At 64.6% G+C, this 18,304-nt stretch carries 12 protein-coding genes; 5 read left to right on the top strand and 7 right to left on the bottom strand.

Going from position 1 to position 18,304, the window contains the following annotated elements:
* The first annotated feature begins 2 nt into the window (after positions 1-2).
* Positions 3-1,049: an AbrB family transcriptional regulator gene (locus tag BM193_RS03175; RefSeq protein ID WP_092795308.1), complete on the top strand. Its 1,047-nt coding sequence runs from the start codon at positions 3-5 to the stop codon at positions 1,047-1,049.
* 6 nt (positions 1,050-1,055) lie between these two features.
* Here the strand turns inward: BM193_RS03175 and BM193_RS03170 are convergent, their stop codons facing one another.
* Genes BM193_RS03170 through BM193_RS03160 form a run of 3 tightly spaced genes read right to left on the bottom strand, consistent with a single transcriptional unit; the run spans position 1,056 to position 2,699 of the window.
* Complete coding sequence (locus BM193_RS03170; protein WP_092795306.1) at positions 1,056-1,838, bottom strand: DUF2145 domain-containing protein; 783 nt, start codon at positions 1,836-1,838, stop codon at positions 1,056-1,058.
* Positions 1,839-1,842: 4 nt separating this feature from the next.
* Positions 1,843-2,253 carry a hypothetical protein gene (locus tag BM193_RS03165; RefSeq protein WP_092795304.1) on the bottom strand — a complete coding sequence of 137 codons (411 nt, stop codon included), beginning with the start codon at positions 2,251-2,253 and terminating at the stop codon, positions 1,843-1,845.
* 26 nt (positions 2,254-2,279) lie between these two features.
* Entirely contained in the window at positions 2,280-2,699 is a 420-nt protein-coding gene (locus tag BM193_RS03160; RefSeq protein WP_092795303.1) for a hypothetical protein, read from the bottom strand.
* Positions 2,700-2,859: 160 nt separating this feature from the next.
* On the opposite strand from BM193_RS03160, the gene BM193_RS03155 reads away from it, so the two are divergent.
* Positions 2,860-3,603 (top strand): helix-turn-helix domain-containing protein, encoded by a 744-nt coding sequence (locus tag BM193_RS03155; protein ID WP_092795302.1) that lies wholly within the window; start codon positions 2,860-2,862, stop codon positions 3,601-3,603.
* A gap of 24 nt (positions 3,604-3,627) precedes the next feature.
* Here BM193_RS03155 and BM193_RS03150 read toward each other — a convergent pair whose 3' ends face one another.
* Together BM193_RS03150 and BM193_RS03145 are read right to left on the bottom strand one after the other, a co-directional pair.
* On the bottom strand, positions 3,628-5,076 hold the full coding sequence (locus BM193_RS03150; RefSeq protein WP_092795300.1) for a DUF3999 family protein: 1,449 nt from the start codon (positions 5,074-5,076) through the stop codon (positions 3,628-3,630).
* Positions 5,073-8,315: a DUF2339 domain-containing protein gene (locus tag BM193_RS03145; RefSeq protein ID WP_092795299.1), complete on the bottom strand. Its 3,243-nt coding sequence runs from the start codon at positions 8,313-8,315 to the stop codon at positions 5,073-5,075. The genes BM193_RS03150 and BM193_RS03145 overlap by 4 nt, the downstream gene beginning before the upstream one ends.
* 233 nt (positions 8,316-8,548) lie before the next feature.
* Here BM193_RS03145 and BM193_RS03140 point away from each other — a divergent pair, with 233 nt between their 5' ends.
* Positions 8,549-10,435 carry an MFS transporter gene (locus tag BM193_RS03140; protein WP_092795297.1) on the top strand — a complete coding sequence of 629 codons (1,887 nt, stop codon included), beginning with the start codon at positions 8,549-8,551 and terminating at the stop codon, positions 10,433-10,435.
* 3 nt (positions 10,436-10,438) lie between these two features.
* Here the strand turns inward: BM193_RS03140 and BM193_RS03135 are convergent, their stop codons facing one another.
* The gene (locus tag BM193_RS03135) at positions 10,439-11,965 is read right to left on the bottom strand and encodes a hybrid sensor histidine kinase/response regulator (protein WP_092795296.1); all 1,527 of its coding nucleotides are present in this window, start codon (positions 11,963-11,965) and stop codon (positions 10,439-10,441) included.
* A gap of 8 nt (positions 11,966-11,973) precedes the next feature.
* Complete coding sequence (locus tag BM193_RS03130) at positions 11,974-13,449, bottom strand: ATPase domain-containing protein (protein ID WP_092795294.1); 1,476 nt, start codon at positions 13,447-13,449, stop codon at positions 11,974-11,976.
* Between the two features lie 465 nt (positions 13,450-13,914).
* Between BM193_RS03130 and BM193_RS03125 the strand changes: the two genes are divergently transcribed.
* Together BM193_RS03125 and BM193_RS03120 are read left to right on the top strand one after the other, a co-directional pair.
* On the top strand, positions 13,915-15,123 hold the full coding sequence (locus BM193_RS03125) for an efflux RND transporter periplasmic adaptor subunit (protein WP_092795293.1): 1,209 nt from the start codon (positions 13,915-13,917) through the stop codon (positions 15,121-15,123).
* Between the two features lie 15 nt (positions 15,124-15,138).
* A complete protein-coding gene (locus BM193_RS03120; RefSeq protein WP_092795292.1) occupies positions 15,139-18,303 on the top strand; it encodes an efflux RND transporter permease subunit in 3,165 nt (1,054 codons plus the stop codon).
* Position 18,304 lies beyond the last annotated feature (1 nt).

Below are 18,304 nucleotides of genomic sequence, written 5' to 3'. Positions count from 1 at the left end.
GCGTGCCGTGGTGGCCCCGCTGGCGCGCCTTCGGCGCGGCACTGGCCACCGGCCTGGCGGGCGCCGCCCTCTGCCTGTGGCTGCATACGCCGCTGCCGTGGATGATCGGTCCCCTGTTCGCCACGGCCGCGCTGCGGCTGGCCGGGCGCGAGCTGGCTTGTCCCGTGCGCGTGCGCGAAGCGGGACAGTGGGCCATCGGCACGGCGCTGGGGCTGTATTTCACGGCGCCCGTGCTGGCCGTGCTGCTCGACTTGACGCCGTGGATCGCCGCCGCCGTGCTGTTCGCGCTGGCGCTGGGCGGCCTTGGCGCCGTGCTGCTGCGGCGCCTGTCGGGCGTCGACAGCGCCACCGCCTTCTTCGCCATGGCGGTGGGCGGCGCGTCGGAAATGGCCGTGCAGAGCGAACGCCATGGCGCCGACGTGGGCAAGGTGGCGGCCGCGCACAGCCTGCGCATGATGCTGGTGGTGGCGACCATCCCGTTCGGCGTGCGCTACTGGGGCAGCCATGGGCTGGCCGAAGGGCATGAAACTTTCGTGCCCGGCGCCGCGCTGGTCGACTATGGCGGGCTGGCGCTGCTCGTTGGCGTGACCGTGCTGGCCGCCCTGGCGTTCAAAAGAGGGCGGCTGCCGAACGCCTGGGTCATCGGCCCGCTGCTGGCGGCGCTGCTGCTGACGGCGTGCGGCATCCACCTGTCACGCCTGCCCGAGTGGATGATACGCGCGGGCCAGCTGTTCATCGGCATCGCCCTGGGCACGCGCTTCAGTCCCGCCTTCTTGCATGCGGCGCCCCGCTACCTGGCCGGCGTGGCCCTGTGCAGCGTCGTGATGCTGCTGCTGGCGGCCGCCTTCGGCCTGGGCCTGGCGCATTGGCTGGACATCCATCCCGGCACGGCCATCCTGGCTACTTCGCCGGGCGGCATCGCGGAAATGTCGCTGACGGCCAAGACCCTGCACCTGGGCGTGCCCGTCGTCACGGCCTTTCACGTGGCGCGCATGGTGGTGCTGGTGCTGGCGATCGGGCCGCTGTTCCGCGCGCTGCAGCGGCCTTGATGGAGCTTAGTTGCGCACGACGATTTCCTGCGCCTGCGGTTCGCGCTGGCGCACGAAGCGCGCCACGGCATCGACCGTGACGGCGTCGATCTTGCCCGCCATGCGCCGGTCGAACGGATGGTCGTCGAAGGCGATGTTGGCGCGGAACATGCGCGCGCCCAGGCGCGTCGTGGCGGGAATGTTCAAGGTTTGCGGGAGGAAGTCGACGCTGCGCAGCCAGCTTTGCGCTTCGGCGCGCGTCTCGATCTTGCCCGGCTCGACGCTGGCGGCGGCCAGCGTTTCCAGCACCCACTGGTTCGAATTCTGGTACTTGGTGGAAAACGGATAGGCCAGCATATTGTAGCGCGCGTCATGCAGGCGCTTGGGCGTGTTGCTGGCCAGCAGGCGTACCAGTTGCTGCTGCGTATCCTGGCCGGGAATCAGGATCAGCGTCTCATACATGAACACATCATCCATGAAGAAATTGCCCAAGCCTTCGTTGTACAGCGATGATTGCGCCGTGCCGCATTCATTGAGCTCATGCACCACCAGCCAGCGGCCCTTCGGATGGTCGCGCCAGGCCAGCGCCATGTGCGAATAGCGCACATTGTATTTCGACAAATCCTGGCCGGCGCGCGCCACCAGCGCCACTTGCGCGCCCGACTTGTCGAGCGCCTGCAGGGTTTTTTGCGCCAGGTCCATCGACTTGACGAGCGTGGCGGCATCGGTGGGTTTTTCCTCGCACGAGCGCCCCGCATGGGCGGCGCCGGCCAGGAGCAAGCTGAGGACGATGACAGTCAGGCGTTTCATGGCGTCACGCTTTCGAATGGTGGAGGATGGCGTTGCCGGCCGCATTCGGCAGGTAGGCGATGGCCTTGCCCGACAGCACCAGCATGTGGCCCGTCGAGACGGCGACCACCTCGACCACAGTGCCAGCCGCCAGCGACAATCCCTGCGTGGCCTGCTTGCTCAGCTTGATGGACGCCGTGGCCGCCTGCGAGGCGCCCCTGGCCGTGCTTTTGAGTACCAGCACGCTGCCGTCGGCCATGTCTTCCACGCTGTCGATGACGACGGTGCCGGCCTGCGCCAGCAGCGACATGGAGCCGACGAGCACGATGGCCGATGCCATGCTGGCATTGTCGGAGGCGTTGGTGGTATCGGAATTGGCCGCCTGCGATGTCAGGGTCGCGGCGCACAGCAGGGTAATGGCGATGACGTGTTTCATGGATGTCCTGTTCTTCCTGATGGAGATTACACTTTGGAGTGGTGCAGCAGCGCCTTGCCCAGTTCGTTCGGAATGAAGGCGATGGCCTTGCCCGACAGGACCAGCATGTGGCCGGTGGACAGCGCCACCACGTTGACCACGGTGCCGGCGGCCAGCGACAGGCCCTTGGCCGCTTGCGTGCTCATCTGGACGGAGGCGCCGCCCGCTTCGGACGCGCCTTTCAACACGATGACGATGCCTTCGCCCACCGTTTCCACGCTGGCAACGACGACCTGGCCGGAGGCGACCAGCATCGACAGCGAACCGCCGACCACGACAGCGGAGCCGTCGCTGAGGTTTTGCGAGCCTTTTGACAGATTCTCCGAGGCGGCGGCGTGCACTAGGCCGGGCGCGGCACTAGCGAACAACAGCGACAGGGACAGGCAGAGGGGCAGCAGGCGTTTCATGTGTTTCTCCTTCAAGTGTGCCAAGTGGCAACGCCATCATTGTAGACTGTGGGCAATAGGTCAATGAAAACGCTACTCGTAGCGGGCGGGCATACCGCAGGTAGCGTTATGCGCTACTTTTGAGTGGGCTACAGCGATATTATTTTTATAAAGGAAGTGCATGCCGCAAACCCACGCCCTGATCGAGGCCTTGAAGCGCTTGCTGAAAGCGCGCGCCGTCACGTATGCGGAACTGGCGCAGCGCATCGGCGTGTCCGAAGCCAGCGTCAAGCGCATGTTCTCGCAGAAGCAATTTACCTTGCAGCGGCTGGACCAGATCCTGGTGGCCATCGGCAGCGACTTCCAGCAACTGGCGCTGGCCGTGCAGTCGGCGCAGGCCACGCCGACCCTGATCACGGGGCTGACGTTTGCGCAAGAGAAGGAAATCATCGAGGACACCAAGCTGTTCGTCGTGGCCGTGTCGGCCCTGAACCTGCTGCCGCTGGAACAGATCGTCGCCATCTATGACATCAGCGAGGCGGAGGCCGTGAAATACCTGCTGCGCCTCGATAAGATCGGTTTTCTGGAACTGCTGCCGAATAACCGGGTCAAACTGCTGGTGGCGCGGACTTTTGCCTGGATACCGAATGGCCCGATCCACACCTATTTCAAACAGGAAGCCTATGGTGACTATTTGAATTCCCAGTTCGATGGCGAGACGGAATTGCTGCGCCTGGTGAACGTGATGCTGTCGAAAAAATCCACGGCGGCCTTGCTGGAACGCCTGAAGCAAGTGGCCGTGGAATTTTCCCAGCAGCACCAGGAAGACGCGCGCTTGCCTGGCGACGAGCGCCTGGCCATCAGTTTCATGCTGGCGGCCCGGCCATGGATGCCGCAGACGTTCAAGGCGTTGCTGCGGCAGTGAGGCAGCAATGTCGCGGCCAAGCGGCTAATGTTCCTGCTTGTCCGTACTGCCTTGCTCCTCTTTCATCTGCGCCAGCAAGCGCCAGGCAAAAAAGCCCAGCACGCCCACGCCCAGCAGCAGTGCGGCCCACAGTGCGGCCAGGCGCAAGCCTGCGCCGTCGGGCGTCTTCTCGATGGGGGCCTCGCTGGTCAGCGCCACCACCCTGGCCGCCGTGGCGACAGGCAGCGCCAGCAATTCCTCCTGTGTGAAGCCGGGCGCGACCTGCGACAGCGGCAGCGCTGCTGGCGTTGCGCCATTCCTGCCGAAGACCAGTTGATACGGCCCCTTGCCGCTGGCCAGGAACACCAGGCTTGCTGGTGTCCAGCCAAGGCGCAAGACGGAGTTGAGGTTTGGGTTCGTGCCGCTGTGATATTGCGGCCGCAGCACCCATTGCGCCGTTTGCACGACTGGCATGGCCAAGTCGCCGGAGACACGTTCCTTACCATCCATGTTGATACGATAGAACGTCGTGTTGAGCAGTGGTTCGAAATCGGCGGCCTGCGTGGCGCGTGCTCGCGGGCCCAGATGCAGGCGCTGGCGCGGCGCCTCGCTTGCCGGATGATATACGCCCAGGGTGACGGGCATGGACGTGTTGCCTTCGGCCAGCTGCAAGCCGATGCTGTCGGCAGGAATGGCGATCGGCGTGGCATACAGGCGCTCGTCGACGTCCTTGCCCGCCGTCCCTTTCAATGTGATGGTGGCGCGCGGCGAGGCAACGGCCGTGACACTGACCTGCTGCGCGGCGATGCCGGCGAAAGTGATGGGATCACCGTACTGCCAGCTTAGCCGCGCATAACGGAAGGCACGCGGCGCGAATTCAATGCGGTCGTTGGCCAGGGTTTGCGTGTCGCTATTGCGCAGCCAATTCAGGGTGGTGGTGGCGATGGCATCCCATTGCTTCAGGTCGTCGCTTACTTCCAGTAGTACTTGCGCATTATAGTTATCGGTTCCTGGCGGCAAGGTAAAATGCAGGGCGCCGATACGGCTATCTTTGGCGGGCGGGCCCGCATCGAGGATCAGTAAGCCCGGCGCCGCGTCGGGTGTTCCGCCGCCACGCGTCGTGACGGACAGCAGGCGGCCGTCATTGCCGGTACGGATATCCACGTTGTCCAGTTCGTAGTAGCCGATATTTTTGCCGGTGACGGGAAAGATGCGCATGGCAAGCGTGTCGCGTTGCGTGCGCGATTGCGCGGGCGGGGCCGTCAGGGCGAAGGCCAGCGGCTTGCCGGTACTGTCGAACAGGCGCACGTCGGCCAGGCTGGCCGAGCGCGCATGCAGGTACACGTCGGTGGGGACGCTTAAGCGGCTCAGGCCGGCACCGGGCTGCGGCGTCAACGCGATGCTCCAGCGATAGTCCTGCGGCCGATCCTGGCCAGGCGCGGCCAGCGCTGCGCCGGCCACCAGCAGGCTGCAACAGATCAATAAGGGTTTCATGCGGCGGCTCTCGGGTTCGGTTCGGCCGGCGCTGGCGCGGCAGCCTTGGGGAAGGGCGCCAGGTAGCCGATCAAGACCATCAGCAAGCCCACACCCACGAAGGACACGATGCGCTCGATGCCGCCCACGTTGGACAGGTCGATCAGGAACAGTTTCAGAACGACCAGGCCCAGCAGCACGGCACCGAGACTCCACTGCTGGCGCCGCTGCTGGCGGGCCGCGTGGCGCATCAGCAGCAGGGCCGTGATGCTCCACACCAGCGACAGCATGGCTTGCACGAATTGCGAGGCCAGCATGGCGTCGAAGGTATACGGCACGCCAACATAGTGCGAGACGGTGCGCAGCAGCATCAGGTTGAACCAGCCATACAGCAAGCAGGCGGCCACGACGGGCAGGCGCGCTTGCCACAGGGCCGGCAGCGGCACCTGGCCGGCGGGGAACAAGCGGTAGCTGGCGATGGCCAGCAGCACGGCAAAGCCCGTGCTCAGGTCCAACGGATTGAGCAGCGGCAAATAGGGCAGCGGTGCCATGGCGCCGTCGTCGACGATATTCCACGCGGCGATCAGGAGCAGCGACCACAGCGCGCCCAGCGGGATCAGGGTGTGCTGATACCACTGTGCAATCGGCGCCACCGGCCAGGCGCCCGCGCGGCAGCGGCGGATCAGCCAGGCCAGCGCCAGCATCATGGCCCAGGCAGGCAAGTAGCGGGCCCAGGCGGGGCTGACACTGTCTTCGTGGCGCGCCAGCCAGGCGCTGACGTGCATGGCGCCCACGGGCCACAGCATCAGCCAGGGCGCCGCCGTGCGCAGCGTGTGCAGCAGACGCTGCGCCCGCACGTCGAGTGACCAGCTGGCCTGTGGCCAGGCCCGCAGCAGGTATTCGCCTGCCGCCAGCGCGCAGGCCAGCGCCAGCCAGCTCAAGCCCGTCGGCAGGTAATCGCGCAGATACAGCGCCAGCAGCAGGTTGGCGCTCCACAGGCCCAGGCCGAGCCAGACGGCCACGGTCAACCAGCGCAGTTGCGGCCAATCCAGGCGCCGCGCCACGATGGCGAACACGGGCGTCGTGATGCACACGGCGATCAGGTACAGCGCCAGCCAGTGCTCGCCCGCGTGCGGCTGCATGCTTACATCGCCACCAACCAGTTGCAGCAGCCAGCTCGTGAGTGGCACGAGGATGGCGGCAAACCACAGCAAGCTGCTCCAGACCAGCAGCGGGCGCGCTACCAGGGCCAGCAGCGCGTCACCGCCGCGCGCGCGCAGCGCAAGGAAACGGGCGCTGGCAAACGCGGCGGCGCCCAGCAGCAGGGCGCTGAGGAAGGAACCGCCGAACAGGCTGGCCGGGTGCTGGTCCCACGCCCAGCTGGCGTGGCTGAGAATGACCATGCCGGCCAGTATCTGCACGGCCAGCAGCAGGGCGCGCGGCGCATGCCAGTCTTCGCGCCGCGCCAGCGCCGCCAGCAGGGCGGCCACGCCCAGGGCGCTGATCGTCAGCAGGTTCAGTTGCGTGGCGGCATCTGTGCGCAGCAGGATTTCATTCCAGATGCCGCCCAGCAGCCAGGCCGTGGCGGCCGTGAGGAACAGCACGGCCAGGCTGGCCATGAATTCCGGATACAGGTGGCTGCCGTGGCGGCGGAAATTGAAGGCCATCACCAGCGCGGCGGCGGCCAGCAGCAGGCAGCCGAGCCAGATGTTGGCGTGCAGCGCCGTTGCCGCATCGAGTTCCAGCATGGCGAACAGGAAGGAAATCCAGGCGCCCGCCTGCACCAGCAGGCCGAAGGCCCAGGCCAGGGTCTGGCGCTGGCGCAGGCCGACCCAGACGATGCCGGCCCCTTCCAGCGCCCAGGCGGCCGACGTCCAGCGGCCATCGAGGGCGAACGGGATGGCCAGCGTGCCGAAGACGATGCCCAGCGCGAGGAAGGCCTCGGCCAGCAGCTTGAAACCGTTCCTGCGCCACAGGGCCACGGCCAGCCCCGTGTAGGTCAAACCGGCGACCAGGGCGGAAAACGCCAGGCCAAATTCAAAATGCCGCACCAGGCCGTATTGCAGGCCCATGGCCGCCAGCGGCGTGCCGAACACCAGCGTGCCATCCACGTAATGCTTGAGGCGCGGCGCCTGGCGCGCGCAGTAGGCGATGGTGATGCCGATATAGAACAGCACGAACAGGATCAGGAACAGCTGGCTCGACAGGTAGTTGTCCGGCGTGTAGCGCAGCAGGCCCCAGGTGGTGGCGACAACGAAGGTGAAGCCAAAGCTCAGCACATTCAGCACGCGCCAGGCGCGTTTCAGGGCGATGGCGAAGACGCCCGCATTGAGCAGCGCGTAATAGCTGAACAGGCCGATATGGTTGCCGCTGCCCGTCGACACGAGCAAGGGCACGGCAAAGCCGCCGACGATGCCGAAGACGGCCAGCCAGACGGCGTTTTGCAGCACGGCCAGCAAACACGTGAACGCCGTCAGCACGAACAGCACGGCAAACGCCAGGCCCGCCGGGATCAGTTCATACAGGCGGAAGGCGCCAAACGTCACCAGCATCAAGATCGCCAGCGCCGTGCCCTGCAGCGGCAGGCTGATGCCGGGACGCTTGACGCGGATGCGCCAGGCCCAGGCCAGCAGGGCGATGTCGGCCAGCGCGATGCCGGCCAGGCGCAGCTCGATGGGCACCGTCACCTGCGCCGCCACGTATTTGAGCAGGAAACTGACGCCGAGGAAGAGGATCAGCAAGCCCAGCTTGGCGACCAGGTTGCCCGTAAACAGCCAGTTCCTGGCCTTGGCGACGAGGCCGTCCGGGCGCGCGATCCACGTTGGCGTGGTGGCGGCGCGCGCTGGTCCGGCTGGCAGTGGCTGCGCCGATGGCGCGGATGCCGGCGCCGGCGCCGTTGCCGGTGCGGCGATGGATGCGGCGGCGGGCGCGGCCTTTGCCACGCCGGCCGGCGCGATCACGGCTGGCTGCGGCACGGGCACGGCGGGCGGCACCGGCACAGGCGCAGCAACCGGCACCGGCACTGGCACTGGCACTGGTGTCGGCGCCGGCACGGCTGCCGCGCGCTCCGCGGCGGGCGCGGCCGATGGCGTGACGTCCTGGCCTTCCAGCGCGTGCAGGCGCTGCTGGATGCTGTCGACTTCCTTGCGCAGGCGCGCCGTCAGCAGCTCCAGGTCGGCCACCTTTCTGCGGTACTGCAGCGCCAGCACGAAGCCGGTAATCAGCAAGCCAAGGATGAACAGGGTGATCAATCCAAACATGGGGCAACCTTCCTGGTAGAGCGGGGCGGAGCCGCCCACGGTATGCGCACATTACCTTATTATCAAGAAACAGGCGATTTTTGTGGTGCCAGGGCAAGACTCCAGGCGCGGGGCCAGCATGGCGCGGCGGGGCGATGTGCGTATTGACGGTAAGCAATACCGGGACATTAAGATTGTCGTGCGCAAGATAGTGCTGTATTTTAGCAATTCCTTAATTGCCCGTCCCCCATGCCATGAGTCAAAGCAGCCAGTTTTCCTTATTGTCGCAGCGCCGTTTCGGGCCCTTCTTCTGGACCCAGTTCTTTGGCGCCTTCAACGACAATCTGTTCAAGACGGCGCTGATGGTGATCCTCGCCTACGATGCGCTGAGCTGGACCACGCTCGATCCGTCCACCATCACCAACCTGATCCCCGGCCTGTTCATCCTGCCCTACGTCGTGTTCTCGGCAACGGCGGGCCAGCTGGCCGACAAGTTTGAAAAGGCGGGCCTGGCGCGTTTCGTCAAATGGATGGAACTGGCCATCATGGCCGTGGCCGCCGCCGGCTGGATGACGCATACCTTGTGGCTGCTGGTGGCCGCCGTGGTGGGCATGGGCGTGCATTCGACCCTGTTTGGCCCCGTCAAGTATGCCTACCTGCCGCAGCAGCTGAAACCCGAGGAATTGGTGGGCGGCAATGGCCTGATCGAGATGGGCACTTTTGTCGGCATTTTACTGGGAGAGATTCTCGGCGCCGTGCTGATCGTGCACAAGCCGCTGGGCGTGGAACTGGTGGCCGGCGCGACGATTGCCGTGGCCGTGTTCGGCCTGATCGCCAGCTACCGCGTGCCGCGCACGCCGGCGCCCGAGCCGGACTTGAAGGTAAGTCTGAATTTTGTCGCCGAATCGTTCCGCAACCTGAATTTTTCGCGCAAGAACCGTCCCGTCTTCCTCGCCATGCTGGGCAACTCCTGGTTCTGGTTCTACGGCGCCCTGATCCTGGCGCAGTTCCCCGTGTATTCGAAGGATTTCCTGCATGGCGACCACAGCGTGTTCGTGCTGCTGCTGACCGTGTTTTCCGTCGGCATCGGCACGGGTTCCTTGCTGTGTGAAAGGTTGTCCGGCCACAAGATCGAGATCGGCCTGGTGCCCTTCGGCTCCATCGGCCTGTCGCTGTTCGGTATCGACCTGTATTTCGCCAGCAATGCGTATGTCAACACGCAAGTGGTCGACGCGCTGGCGTTTGTCAGCCAGGCGGGCGTGCCGCGCATTTTGCTCGACATCGTCATGATCGGCGTGTTCGGCGGCTTTTTCATCGTGCCCCTGTTCGCGCTGATCCAGACGCGCTGCGATCCGAAGCACATTTCGCGCACGATCGCCGGCATGAATATCCTCAACGCGCTGTTCATGGTGGCGGCCGCCGGCGTGGCCATCGTGCTGCTGGGCCAAGGCTTCACCATTCCCCAGTTGTTCCTCGTCACGGCCATTTTGAATGCGCTGGTGGCGGCGTATATCTTCTCGCTGGTGCCGGAATTCCTCATGCGTTTCCTGGCGTGGATCCTGATCCAGACGGTGCACCGCGTGAAAGTGGTCGATGGCGAACGCATTCCCACGGAAGGCGCGGCCGTGCTGGTATGTAACCACGTCAGTTACGTCGATGCCATCGTCATCATGGCGGCCAGTCCCCGCCCCATCCGTTTCGTCATGGACCACCGCATCTTCAAGATGCCGCTGATGGGCTGGATTTTCCGCACGGCCAAGGCGATTCCCATCGCGCCGGCCAAGGAAGACCCGTTCCTCATGGAAAAGGCCTTCATCGACATCGCGCAGGCGCTGCATGAAGGCGAACTCGTGTGCATCTTCCCTGAAGGCAAGCTGACGCGCACGGGACAGATCAGCGAGTTCAAGGGCGGCATCGCCAAGATCGTCGAGCGCAGCAAGGTGCCCGTGATTCCGCTGGCGCTGCGCGGCCTGTGGGGCCATTTGCTCAGTCACCGCAACGGCCACTTGTTCGAACGGGCCTTCAAGGCGGGCTTGCGCTCGCGTTTGTCGCTGGCCGTCGGCATGCCCGTGCCGCCCGAGGCTGCCACGCCGGAACTGCTGCAGCAAAAAGTGCAGGAACTGCGCGGCAAGTGGAAATAACCCTCATGGTGTCCGCGTCGCGGCCCGCTGCGCCAGATGCTGGCCCAGCAGGGCGGCGATGGCGGCGAAGTCGACCGGTTTCGTCAGGTGGTGGTCGAAACCCGCTTGCGCCGTGCGCTGGCGCGCGTCGCCCTGGCCCCAGCCCGTCAGCGCCAGCATCAGCACGTCGCGTCCCTGCGCCTTCTGGCGGATCTGGCGCGCCGCCTCATAGCCATCCATGCCGGGCATGCCCAGGTCCATGACGATCAGCTGCGGCCATATGGCGTCGATGGCGGCCAGCGCCTGCGCCCCATCGTAGGCGACACGCACGGCATAGCCTTCCAGCTGGAACAGCGTCTGCAGCGAATCGGCCGCGTCGCGGTTGTCGTCCACCACCAGCACCTGCACGGCGTGGCTGGCGCCGGTGGGCGCCGCATCCGCCGGCATCGCGGCCGGCCCTTCGACAATGCTGGCCGGCAGGTGGACGATGAAACGGCTGCCGCGGCCGGGGCCTTCGCTGTGCGCTTCGATGCCGCCGCCATGCATTTCGGCAAACTGGCGGGCCAGGCTCAGGCCGATACCGAGGCCGCTGGCCATCTGGCCCGTCACCGTGCGCCCCTGCTCGAACATGGAAAAGATGCGCGGCATCGCTTCCGGCTCGATGCCGATGCCATTGTCTTCGATGGCCACGTGCAGCTGGCCTTCGGCCATGCGGGCCGTGATGTGGATGTGGCCGTCGTCCGGCGTGAACTTCACGGCGTTCGAGACGATATTCGCAAAGATCTGCACCACGCGCGCATAGTCGGCATGCAACACCACTGTGTGCGCCGGCAAGTCCAGGCCGATGCTGATGTGGCGGCTGCTGGCGACAGGCTGGCACAGTTCGATCACATGGCCCAGTACCTGCTGCAGTGCGATGTCCTTGCGCTGCAGTTGCACCTTGCCGCTGGTGATGCGCGCCACGTCGAGCAAGTCGTCGACGAGGCGCGTCAGGTGCGTGACCTGGCGCTCGATCACGCCTTTTACTTTCGACACCTGCTCCGACTCCGGATACAGATGGCTGAGCAGGGCCACCGAGGTCTTGATGGGCGCCAGCGGATTGCGCAATTCATGGCCCAGGCTGGCAAGGAATTCATCCTTGCGCCGCTGCGTCTCGCGCACCTGGTACTGGCGCTGGCGCGCGCGCAGCATGGCATGCGCCGACGTGATCAGGGTCAGCACGTGCACGGGGCGTTCCAGCAGGGTCAAATTGCCCAGGGTCGCGATGGCTTGCCGCAGGGGCAGGGAATCGAGTCCCGCATGCGTGAGCAGGATGATGGGCAGGTCGGACCAGTCGGGCTGCTGGCGCGCGTAGTCGTCGAGCACCTGGTAGGCGCCCGCGTGCAGCGCCTCTTCCACCGTCAGCACGCCGCCCGCGCCCAGCGCCAGCTGGTCGGCCAGTTCGGCGGCCGAGCGGCAGGCATGGCTGTCGATGGCGCTGCTGCCCAGCACCTTGGCTGTCAGGCTGGCGTCCTGGCCGGCCGGCGCGTAGATCAGGATGCGCTGTTCCATGGCCGGGCCTAGGGGAATGGCGTACCGCCGACGGTGGGCATGCCCGACAGGATGCCGTGGAAGCCGGCCAGGGCCGGGCCGATGCGGATGCCCTGCGGGCCGATTTCGAAGCGGCGGATGCTGCGTTCATGTGCGCTGCCGCGCTTCTTGAAGACGGAGATCGCCTGCCGCACCTCGCCTTCCGTTTCGTAGTAGCGCAGCATGACGACGTTGTCGGCCAGGTAGCTGGCATCGGCCGAGGTGGTCATCGCCGTGCCCAGCATGTTCTGCTGCACGCCGACGAGCAGGGTGGCCACGCCGCGCTGGCTCAGGTAGTTGAGCAGTTCGTGCAGATAGGTGCTCTGGAAGCGCTCGTCGGGCACCGCATGCATGTAGCCGTTCAGGCTGTCGACGGCGATCACCCTGGCACCGCGTTCGGCCGCGTCGACCACGGCCTGGGCGAATTCGCCCGGGGTCAGCTCGGCCGGATCGATTTGCTGCACGCTGAGCAAGCCCGTATCGAGCGCCGCCTGCAGGCGCATGCCCACGCTGTCGGCCCGGTTCACGAGCTTGCTGCGCGCTTCCTCGAACAGGAACATGGCGCACCGTTCGCCGCGCGCCGTGGCGGCATGCACGAATTGCGCGGCCAGGGTGGACTTGCCGCTGCCGGCGGGGCCGGAAATGAGCGTGCTCATGCCTTCTTCCAGGCCGCCGCCTATCATGGTGTCGAGCTCGCTCAAGCCGCTGGACAGGCGGCGGTGATCGCCATCGCGCCGCGTGTCGGCCGCCACCAGGCGCGGGTAGACCACCAGGCCGCTGTGGGCGATCTTGTAGTCGTGCGTGCCGCCGCGAAACGCCACGCCCCGGTACTTCACCACGCGCACGCGGCGCCGGTCGTTGCCGTAAGCCTGGTTTTGCAGCTCCAGCGAGATGACGCAATGGGCCACGCTACGCACTTGCAAGCCATCGTCGAGCGCGGAACGGTCATCGATCAGCAGGGTGGTGCAGTGCCGGTTGGCAAGATACTGCTTCAATGCCACGACCTGGCGCCGGTAGCGCAGCGGATTTTCCGCCAGCAGTTGCAGTTCGGACAGCGAATCGAGCACCAGGCGGGCAGGGCGGTGCTTTTCGATGGCGGCCACGATGCGCTGGTTGGTCGAGGCCAGCTCGATTTCCGACGGGTGGAAGATGGTGTACTGGCGCTCGGGGTCGAGGATGTCATCGCTGGGCGTGACTTCCTCGATGGCGATGCCGTCCAGGTTCCAGTCGTGCGACAGGGCCGCGCCACGCAATTCGATTTCCGATTCGGCCAGCGCGAGATACAGCACGCGCTCGCCCATGCGCGCCCCTTCGGCGAGAAACTGCAGCGCCAGGGTGGTCTTGCCCGTGCCCGGTTCGCCTTCGATCAGGTACAGGCGCTCGGCCAGCAAGCCGCCAGCGAGCACCGTGTCGAGGCCGGGCACGCCCGTCGACAGCAGCGACGATGCCAGCGACGATGCGACCATGCCGGTCCCTGTCTGCGTTATGTCCTGCGCCGGTGCCATCATCGCTGCGCCCCCTGTTCTGGCTCGCTGTGGATATGCATATTAGCGCACCTGTGATGCCATGTCTTTTCGATACCATTGGTAAATAATTATGCCTGGTCCGCGCGCCGGCGGCACAGTGTTGCGCACGTGTTGACAGCTTCAGCAAAGAAATCTTGACCCTGCTAAAGTATTCACTCAATCCAACTTTCCCGCATTGCCTTTTTATTACCATCTGTCAGGTTTTTCACTGTGCCTGCCGATGCGCCCTTCCGTTGTTGCCGTCAATTTATTGCATCATAAATAACAAAATACGCTTAAAAGTTACTATGTTTCAATTGTAACGATGCTTGACGATTTTAGAATGATCGTTCATTCTTTGATCTGCGTTAATAAATTTATTCATTTCTAACGACACTAGCCAGCTTCTTTTTCAGAAAGTCCAAGATGCAACCAACTTTTTCCTTGACGTCGCCGCGTACGAGCGGCGCTATTGCCGTTCTGTGCGCCACTGTAATCATGGCCGGCTGCAGTAAAAAACAGGAAGCACCGCACGCGCAGCAAGCGCCGCAGGTGGTCGTGTTTACTGTTAATCCGGCCGCGTTGCCGATGAGCGCCGAATTGCCCGGCCGTACGAATGCCTACCAGGTGGCCGATGTGCGCCCGCAAGTGGGCGGTTTGATCCAGAAACGCCTGTTCGTCGAGGGTAGCGATGTGAAAGCGGGCACGGCCCTGTATCAGATCGATCCGGCGACCTACCAGGCTGCCTACAATTCGGCCAAGGCCGCCCTGTCGAAAGCCAAGGCGAACCTGCTGACGGCCGGCCCGAAAGCGGCCCGTTACAAGGAACTGGTTGCCATCGAAGGCGTGAGCCGCCAGGAATACGATGACGCCGTCGCCGCGTTCGAGCAAGCCAAGGCAGACGTCGAGTCCGCCACTGCGGCGCTGGAATCGGCGAACATCAACTTGAAATACAGCACCGTGACGGCGCCGATCAGCGGCCGCACCAGCCGCTCGACCGTGACGGCCGGCGCACTGGTCACGGCAGGCCAGGCCGATGCCCTGACGACCGTGCAGCAGCTCGATCCGATGTATGTCGACGTGACCCAGTCGAGCACCGACCTGCTGCGCCTGAAGCGCCAGATGGCGGACGGTTCCCTGAAGAAAGTCGGCGAAGGCCAGGCCAAGGTTGACCTGATCTTGCCGGACGGCAGCAAGTACGGCGTATCGGGCAAGTTGCAGTTCGCCGGCGTGTCGGTCGATCCGACCACCGGCAACGTGGTCTTGCGCGCGCTGTTCCCGAACCCGAAAGGCGAATTGCTGCCGGGTATGTACGTGCGTGCGCAGCTGGAAACGGGCGTGGACGAAAAAGCCATCACCGTGCCGCAAGTGGGCGTGACGCGTAACCAGAAAGGCCAGGCCACGGCCTTGATCCTGAACAAGGAAAACAAGGTCGAGCAACGCATCCTGACCACCAGCGGCACCATCGGCACCGACTGGCTGGTGACCTCCGGCCTGGCCGCAGGCGACCGCGTGATCGTGGAAGGCTTGCAAAAAGTCAAGCCAGGCGCCCCTGCCGTTGCCGTGCCGGCCAAGGCGGCTGACGCGCCTGCCGCTGCAGCCTCTGCCGCAGCATCGGCTGCCAGCGCCCACTAATCCAGGAGAATATTAATGGCCCGTTTTTTCATTGACCGCCCGATTTTTGCCTGGGTGGTCGCGATCGTCATCATGCTTGCCGGCGTGATTTCGATCCTCAGCCTGCCGATCGCGCAGTACCCGAGCATTGCTCCGCCGTCGATTTCGATCAGCGGCTCCTACCCTGGCGCCTCCGCCAAGACCGTGGAAGATGCGGTGACCCAGGTCATCGAACAAAAGATGAAGGGTATCGACGGCTTGCGCTACATGGCCTCGTCGAGCGATGCGACTGGCGGCATCAGCATCACCTTGACGTTTACCAGCGGCACCAATCCTGACATCGCCCAGGTGCAGGTACAGAACAAGCTGCAGCTGGCCACGCCACTGCTGCCGACGGCTGTCACGCAGCAGGGCCTGGTCGTGTCGAAAGCCACCAAGAACTTCCTGATGGTGTTCGGCTTCATTTCCGAAAACGGCAAGATGGACCAGACCGACTTGAGCGACTATGTGGCCGCCAACGTCGTCGATCCGCTCAGCCGCGTGGCCGGCGTGGGCGATGTGACCCTGTTCGGTTCGCAGTACGCCATGCGTATCTGGCTCGACCCGGCCAAGCTGCAAAGTTTTAACCTGACCCCGGCCGACGTGATCACGGCCGTGCAGGCGCAGAACGCGGAAGTGTCGGCCGGTGAACTGGGCGGCACGCCGTCCGTCAAGGGCCAGCAGCTGAACGCGACCGTGTCGGCGCAAAGCCGATTGCAAACGGTGGAGCAGTTCGGCGCCATCTTGCTGAAAACCACCACCGACGGCGCCATGGTGCACCTGAAGGACGTGGCCAGCATGGAACTGGGCCGCGAGAACTACAACACCGTGGCCCGCTACAATGGCCATGCGGCAACGGGTGTGGCGATCAAGCTGGCAACGGGCGCCAACGCGCTCGATACGGCCAACGCCGCGAAAGCCATGCTCAGCAACCTGAGCAAGCAATTCCCTGAAGGCATGAGCTACCAGGTGGCGTTCGACACGACCCCGTTCGTGAAACTGTCCATCGAAGAAGTGGTCAAAACCCTCGTTGAAGCGGTCATCCTGGTGTTCCTGGTGATGTATCTGTTCCTGCAGAACTTCCGCGCCACCCTGATCCCGACCATGGCCGTGCCGGTCGTGCTGCTGGGTACCTTCGGTATCCTGAATGCGTTCGGCTATTCGATCAATACGCTCACCATGTTCGCCATGGTGCTGGCCATTGGCCTGCTGGTCGATGATGCCATCGTGGTGGTGGAAAACGTCGAGCGCGTGATGAGCGAAGAGGGCTTGTCGCCGCTGGAAGCGACGCGCAAGTCCATGACGCAGATCACGGGCGCGCTGGTGGGTATCGCCATGGTGCTGTCGGCCGTGTTCGTGCCGATGGCCTTCTTCGGCGGTTCGACGGGCGTGATTTACCGCCAGTTCTCGATCACGATCGTGTCGTCGATGGTGCTGTCCGTCGTCGTCGCGCTGGTGTTTACGCCGGCGCTGTGCGCCACGCTGCTCAAACCGGTCGAGAAGGGCCATCACGCCACCAACAAGGGTTTCTTCGGCTGGTTCAACCGCAGCTTCGACAGCAGCAGCAACAAGTACCAGGGCTGGGTCGGCGCCATGATCACGCACCGTTTCCGCTCGATGCTGCTGTACGTGCTGCTGCTGGCCGGCCTGGTGTTCATCTTCATGCGCCTGCCAACTTCGTTCCTGCCGGAAGAAGACCAGGGCATCTTGTTTACGCAGATTCAATTGCCGACGGGCGCCACGCAAGAGCGCACCCTGAAAGTGATCGAACAGGTCGAAGACCACTTCATGAACAGCGAGAAAGACAACGTCGCGTCCGTGTTCGCCGTCGCCGGTTTCAGCTTCGGCGGTAACGGCCAGAACACGGGTATCGCCTTCGTGCGCCTGAAAGACTGGGCGCTGCGCAAGGACGTGGCGCAGAAAGCGCCGGCCGTGGCCGGCCGCGCCATGGGCAAGCTGCTGCAGATCAAGGACGCGATGGTGTTTACGTTTGCCCCGCCTGCCGTGCTGGAACTGGGTAACGCCACCGGTTTCGACATGCAGCTGCAGGATATCGGCGGTGTCGGCCACGACGCCCTGATGGCGGCGCGTAACCAGTTGCTGGGCATGGCGTCGCAAAACCCGGTGATGGTGGGCGTGCGCCCGAACGGCCAGGAAGATACGCCGCAGTACAAGATCGACATCGATCAGCAGAAAGCCACCGCGCTGGGCTTGCAGATTGCGGAAATCAACCGCGTGCTGAGCGTCGGCTGGGGTAGTTCCTATGTCAACGACTTCCTCGACCGCGGCCGCGTGAAGAAAGTGTTCATCCAGGGCGATGCCAGTTCGCGCATGCTGCCGGAAGACTTGAACAAGTGGTTCGTGCGCAACACCGCCGGCGAAATGGTGCCGTTCTCGGCCTTTGCCACCGGCAAGTGGATCTACGCGTCGCCACGCCTGGAACGCTACAACGGCTTGCCGTCGGTAGAGATCCTGGGTACGCCGGCGCCGGGCCAAAGCACGGGCGCCGCCATGAACGCGATGGAAGAAATGGTCGCCAAGCTGCCAGCCGGCATCGGCATGAGCTGGACCGGCGTGTCGCTGGAAGAGCGCGAATCCGGTTCGCAGACGCCGCAGCTGTACGCGCTGTCGCTGCTGATCGTGTTCCTGTGCCTGGCCGCGCTGTATGAAAGCTGGTCGATCCCGTTCTCCGTGCTGCTGGTCGTGCCGCTGGGCGTGATCGGTGCCGTGCTGGGCACGTGGCTGTTCGGTCTGTCGAACGACGTGTACTTCCAGGTGGGCTTGCTCACGGTGGTGGGCCTGTCGGCGAAGAACGCGATTCTGATCGTCGAATTTGCCAAGGAAATGCAGGAATCGGGCATGTCGCTGCTGGACGCGACCTTGCACGCCGTGCGTCTGCGTCTGCGTCCGATCCTGATGACCTCGATCGCCTTCGGCCTGGGCGTGTTGCCACTGGCTATTTCCAGCGGCGCCGGTTCGGGCAGTCAGAACGCCATCGGTATCGGCGTGCTGGGCGGCATGCTGACGGCCACGTTCCTCGGTATCTTCTTCGTGCCGGTGTTCTTCGTGCTGGTGCGCGGCTTCTTCTCGAAGCCGGACGCGCCCGCCACGCCGGCGACGCCTGGCTCGCCAGCCGTCACGCTTTCCAAGGATGCACATTAAT

The sequence above is a fragment of the Janthinobacterium sp. 344 genome (assembly GCF_900112025.1).
Taxonomy (GTDB): Bacteria; Pseudomonadota; Gammaproteobacteria; order Burkholderiales; family Burkholderiaceae_D; genus Janthinobacterium.
The sequence above is the reverse complement of the archived record's forward strand: the minus strand, read 5'-3'. Positions and strand labels throughout refer to the sequence as shown.

Coding starts and splice junctions, on each gene's coding strand:
- BM193_RS03120 (WP_092795292.1), top strand. CDS start 15,139: ATGGCCCGTTTTTTCATTGACCGCCCGATTTTTGCCTGGGTGGTCGCG.
- BM193_RS03130 (WP_092795294.1), bottom strand. CDS start 13,449: ATGGTCGCATCGTCGCTGGCATCGTCGCTGCTGTCGACGGGCGTGCCC.
- BM193_RS03150 (WP_092795300.1), bottom strand. CDS start 5,076: ATGAAACCCTTATTGATCTGTTGCAGCCTGCTGGTGGCCGGCGCAGCG.
- BM193_RS03165 (WP_092795304.1), bottom strand. CDS start 2,253: ATGAAACACGTCATCGCCATTACCCTGCTGTGCGCCGCGACCCTGACA.
- BM193_RS03170 (WP_092795306.1), bottom strand. CDS start 1,838: ATGAAACGCCTGACTGTCATCGTCCTCAGCTTGCTCCTGGCCGGCGCC.
- BM193_RS03145 (WP_092795299.1), bottom strand. CDS start 8,315: ATGTTTGGATTGATCACCCTGTTCATCCTTGGCTTGCTGATTACCGGC.
- BM193_RS03125 (WP_092795293.1), top strand. CDS start 13,915: ATGCAACCAACTTTTTCCTTGACGTCGCCGCGTACGAGCGGCGCTATT.
- BM193_RS03160 (WP_092795303.1), bottom strand. CDS start 2,699: ATGAAACGCCTGCTGCCCCTCTGCCTGTCCCTGTCGCTGTTGTTCGCT.
- BM193_RS03140 (WP_092795297.1), top strand. CDS start 8,549: ATGAGTCAAAGCAGCCAGTTTTCCTTATTGTCGCAGCGCCGTTTCGGG.
- BM193_RS03155 (WP_092795302.1), top strand. CDS start 2,860: ATGCCGCAAACCCACGCCCTGATCGAGGCCTTGAAGCGCTTGCTGAAA.
- BM193_RS03135 (WP_092795296.1), bottom strand. CDS start 11,965: ATGGAACAGCGCATCCTGATCTACGCGCCGGCCGGCCAGGACGCCAGC.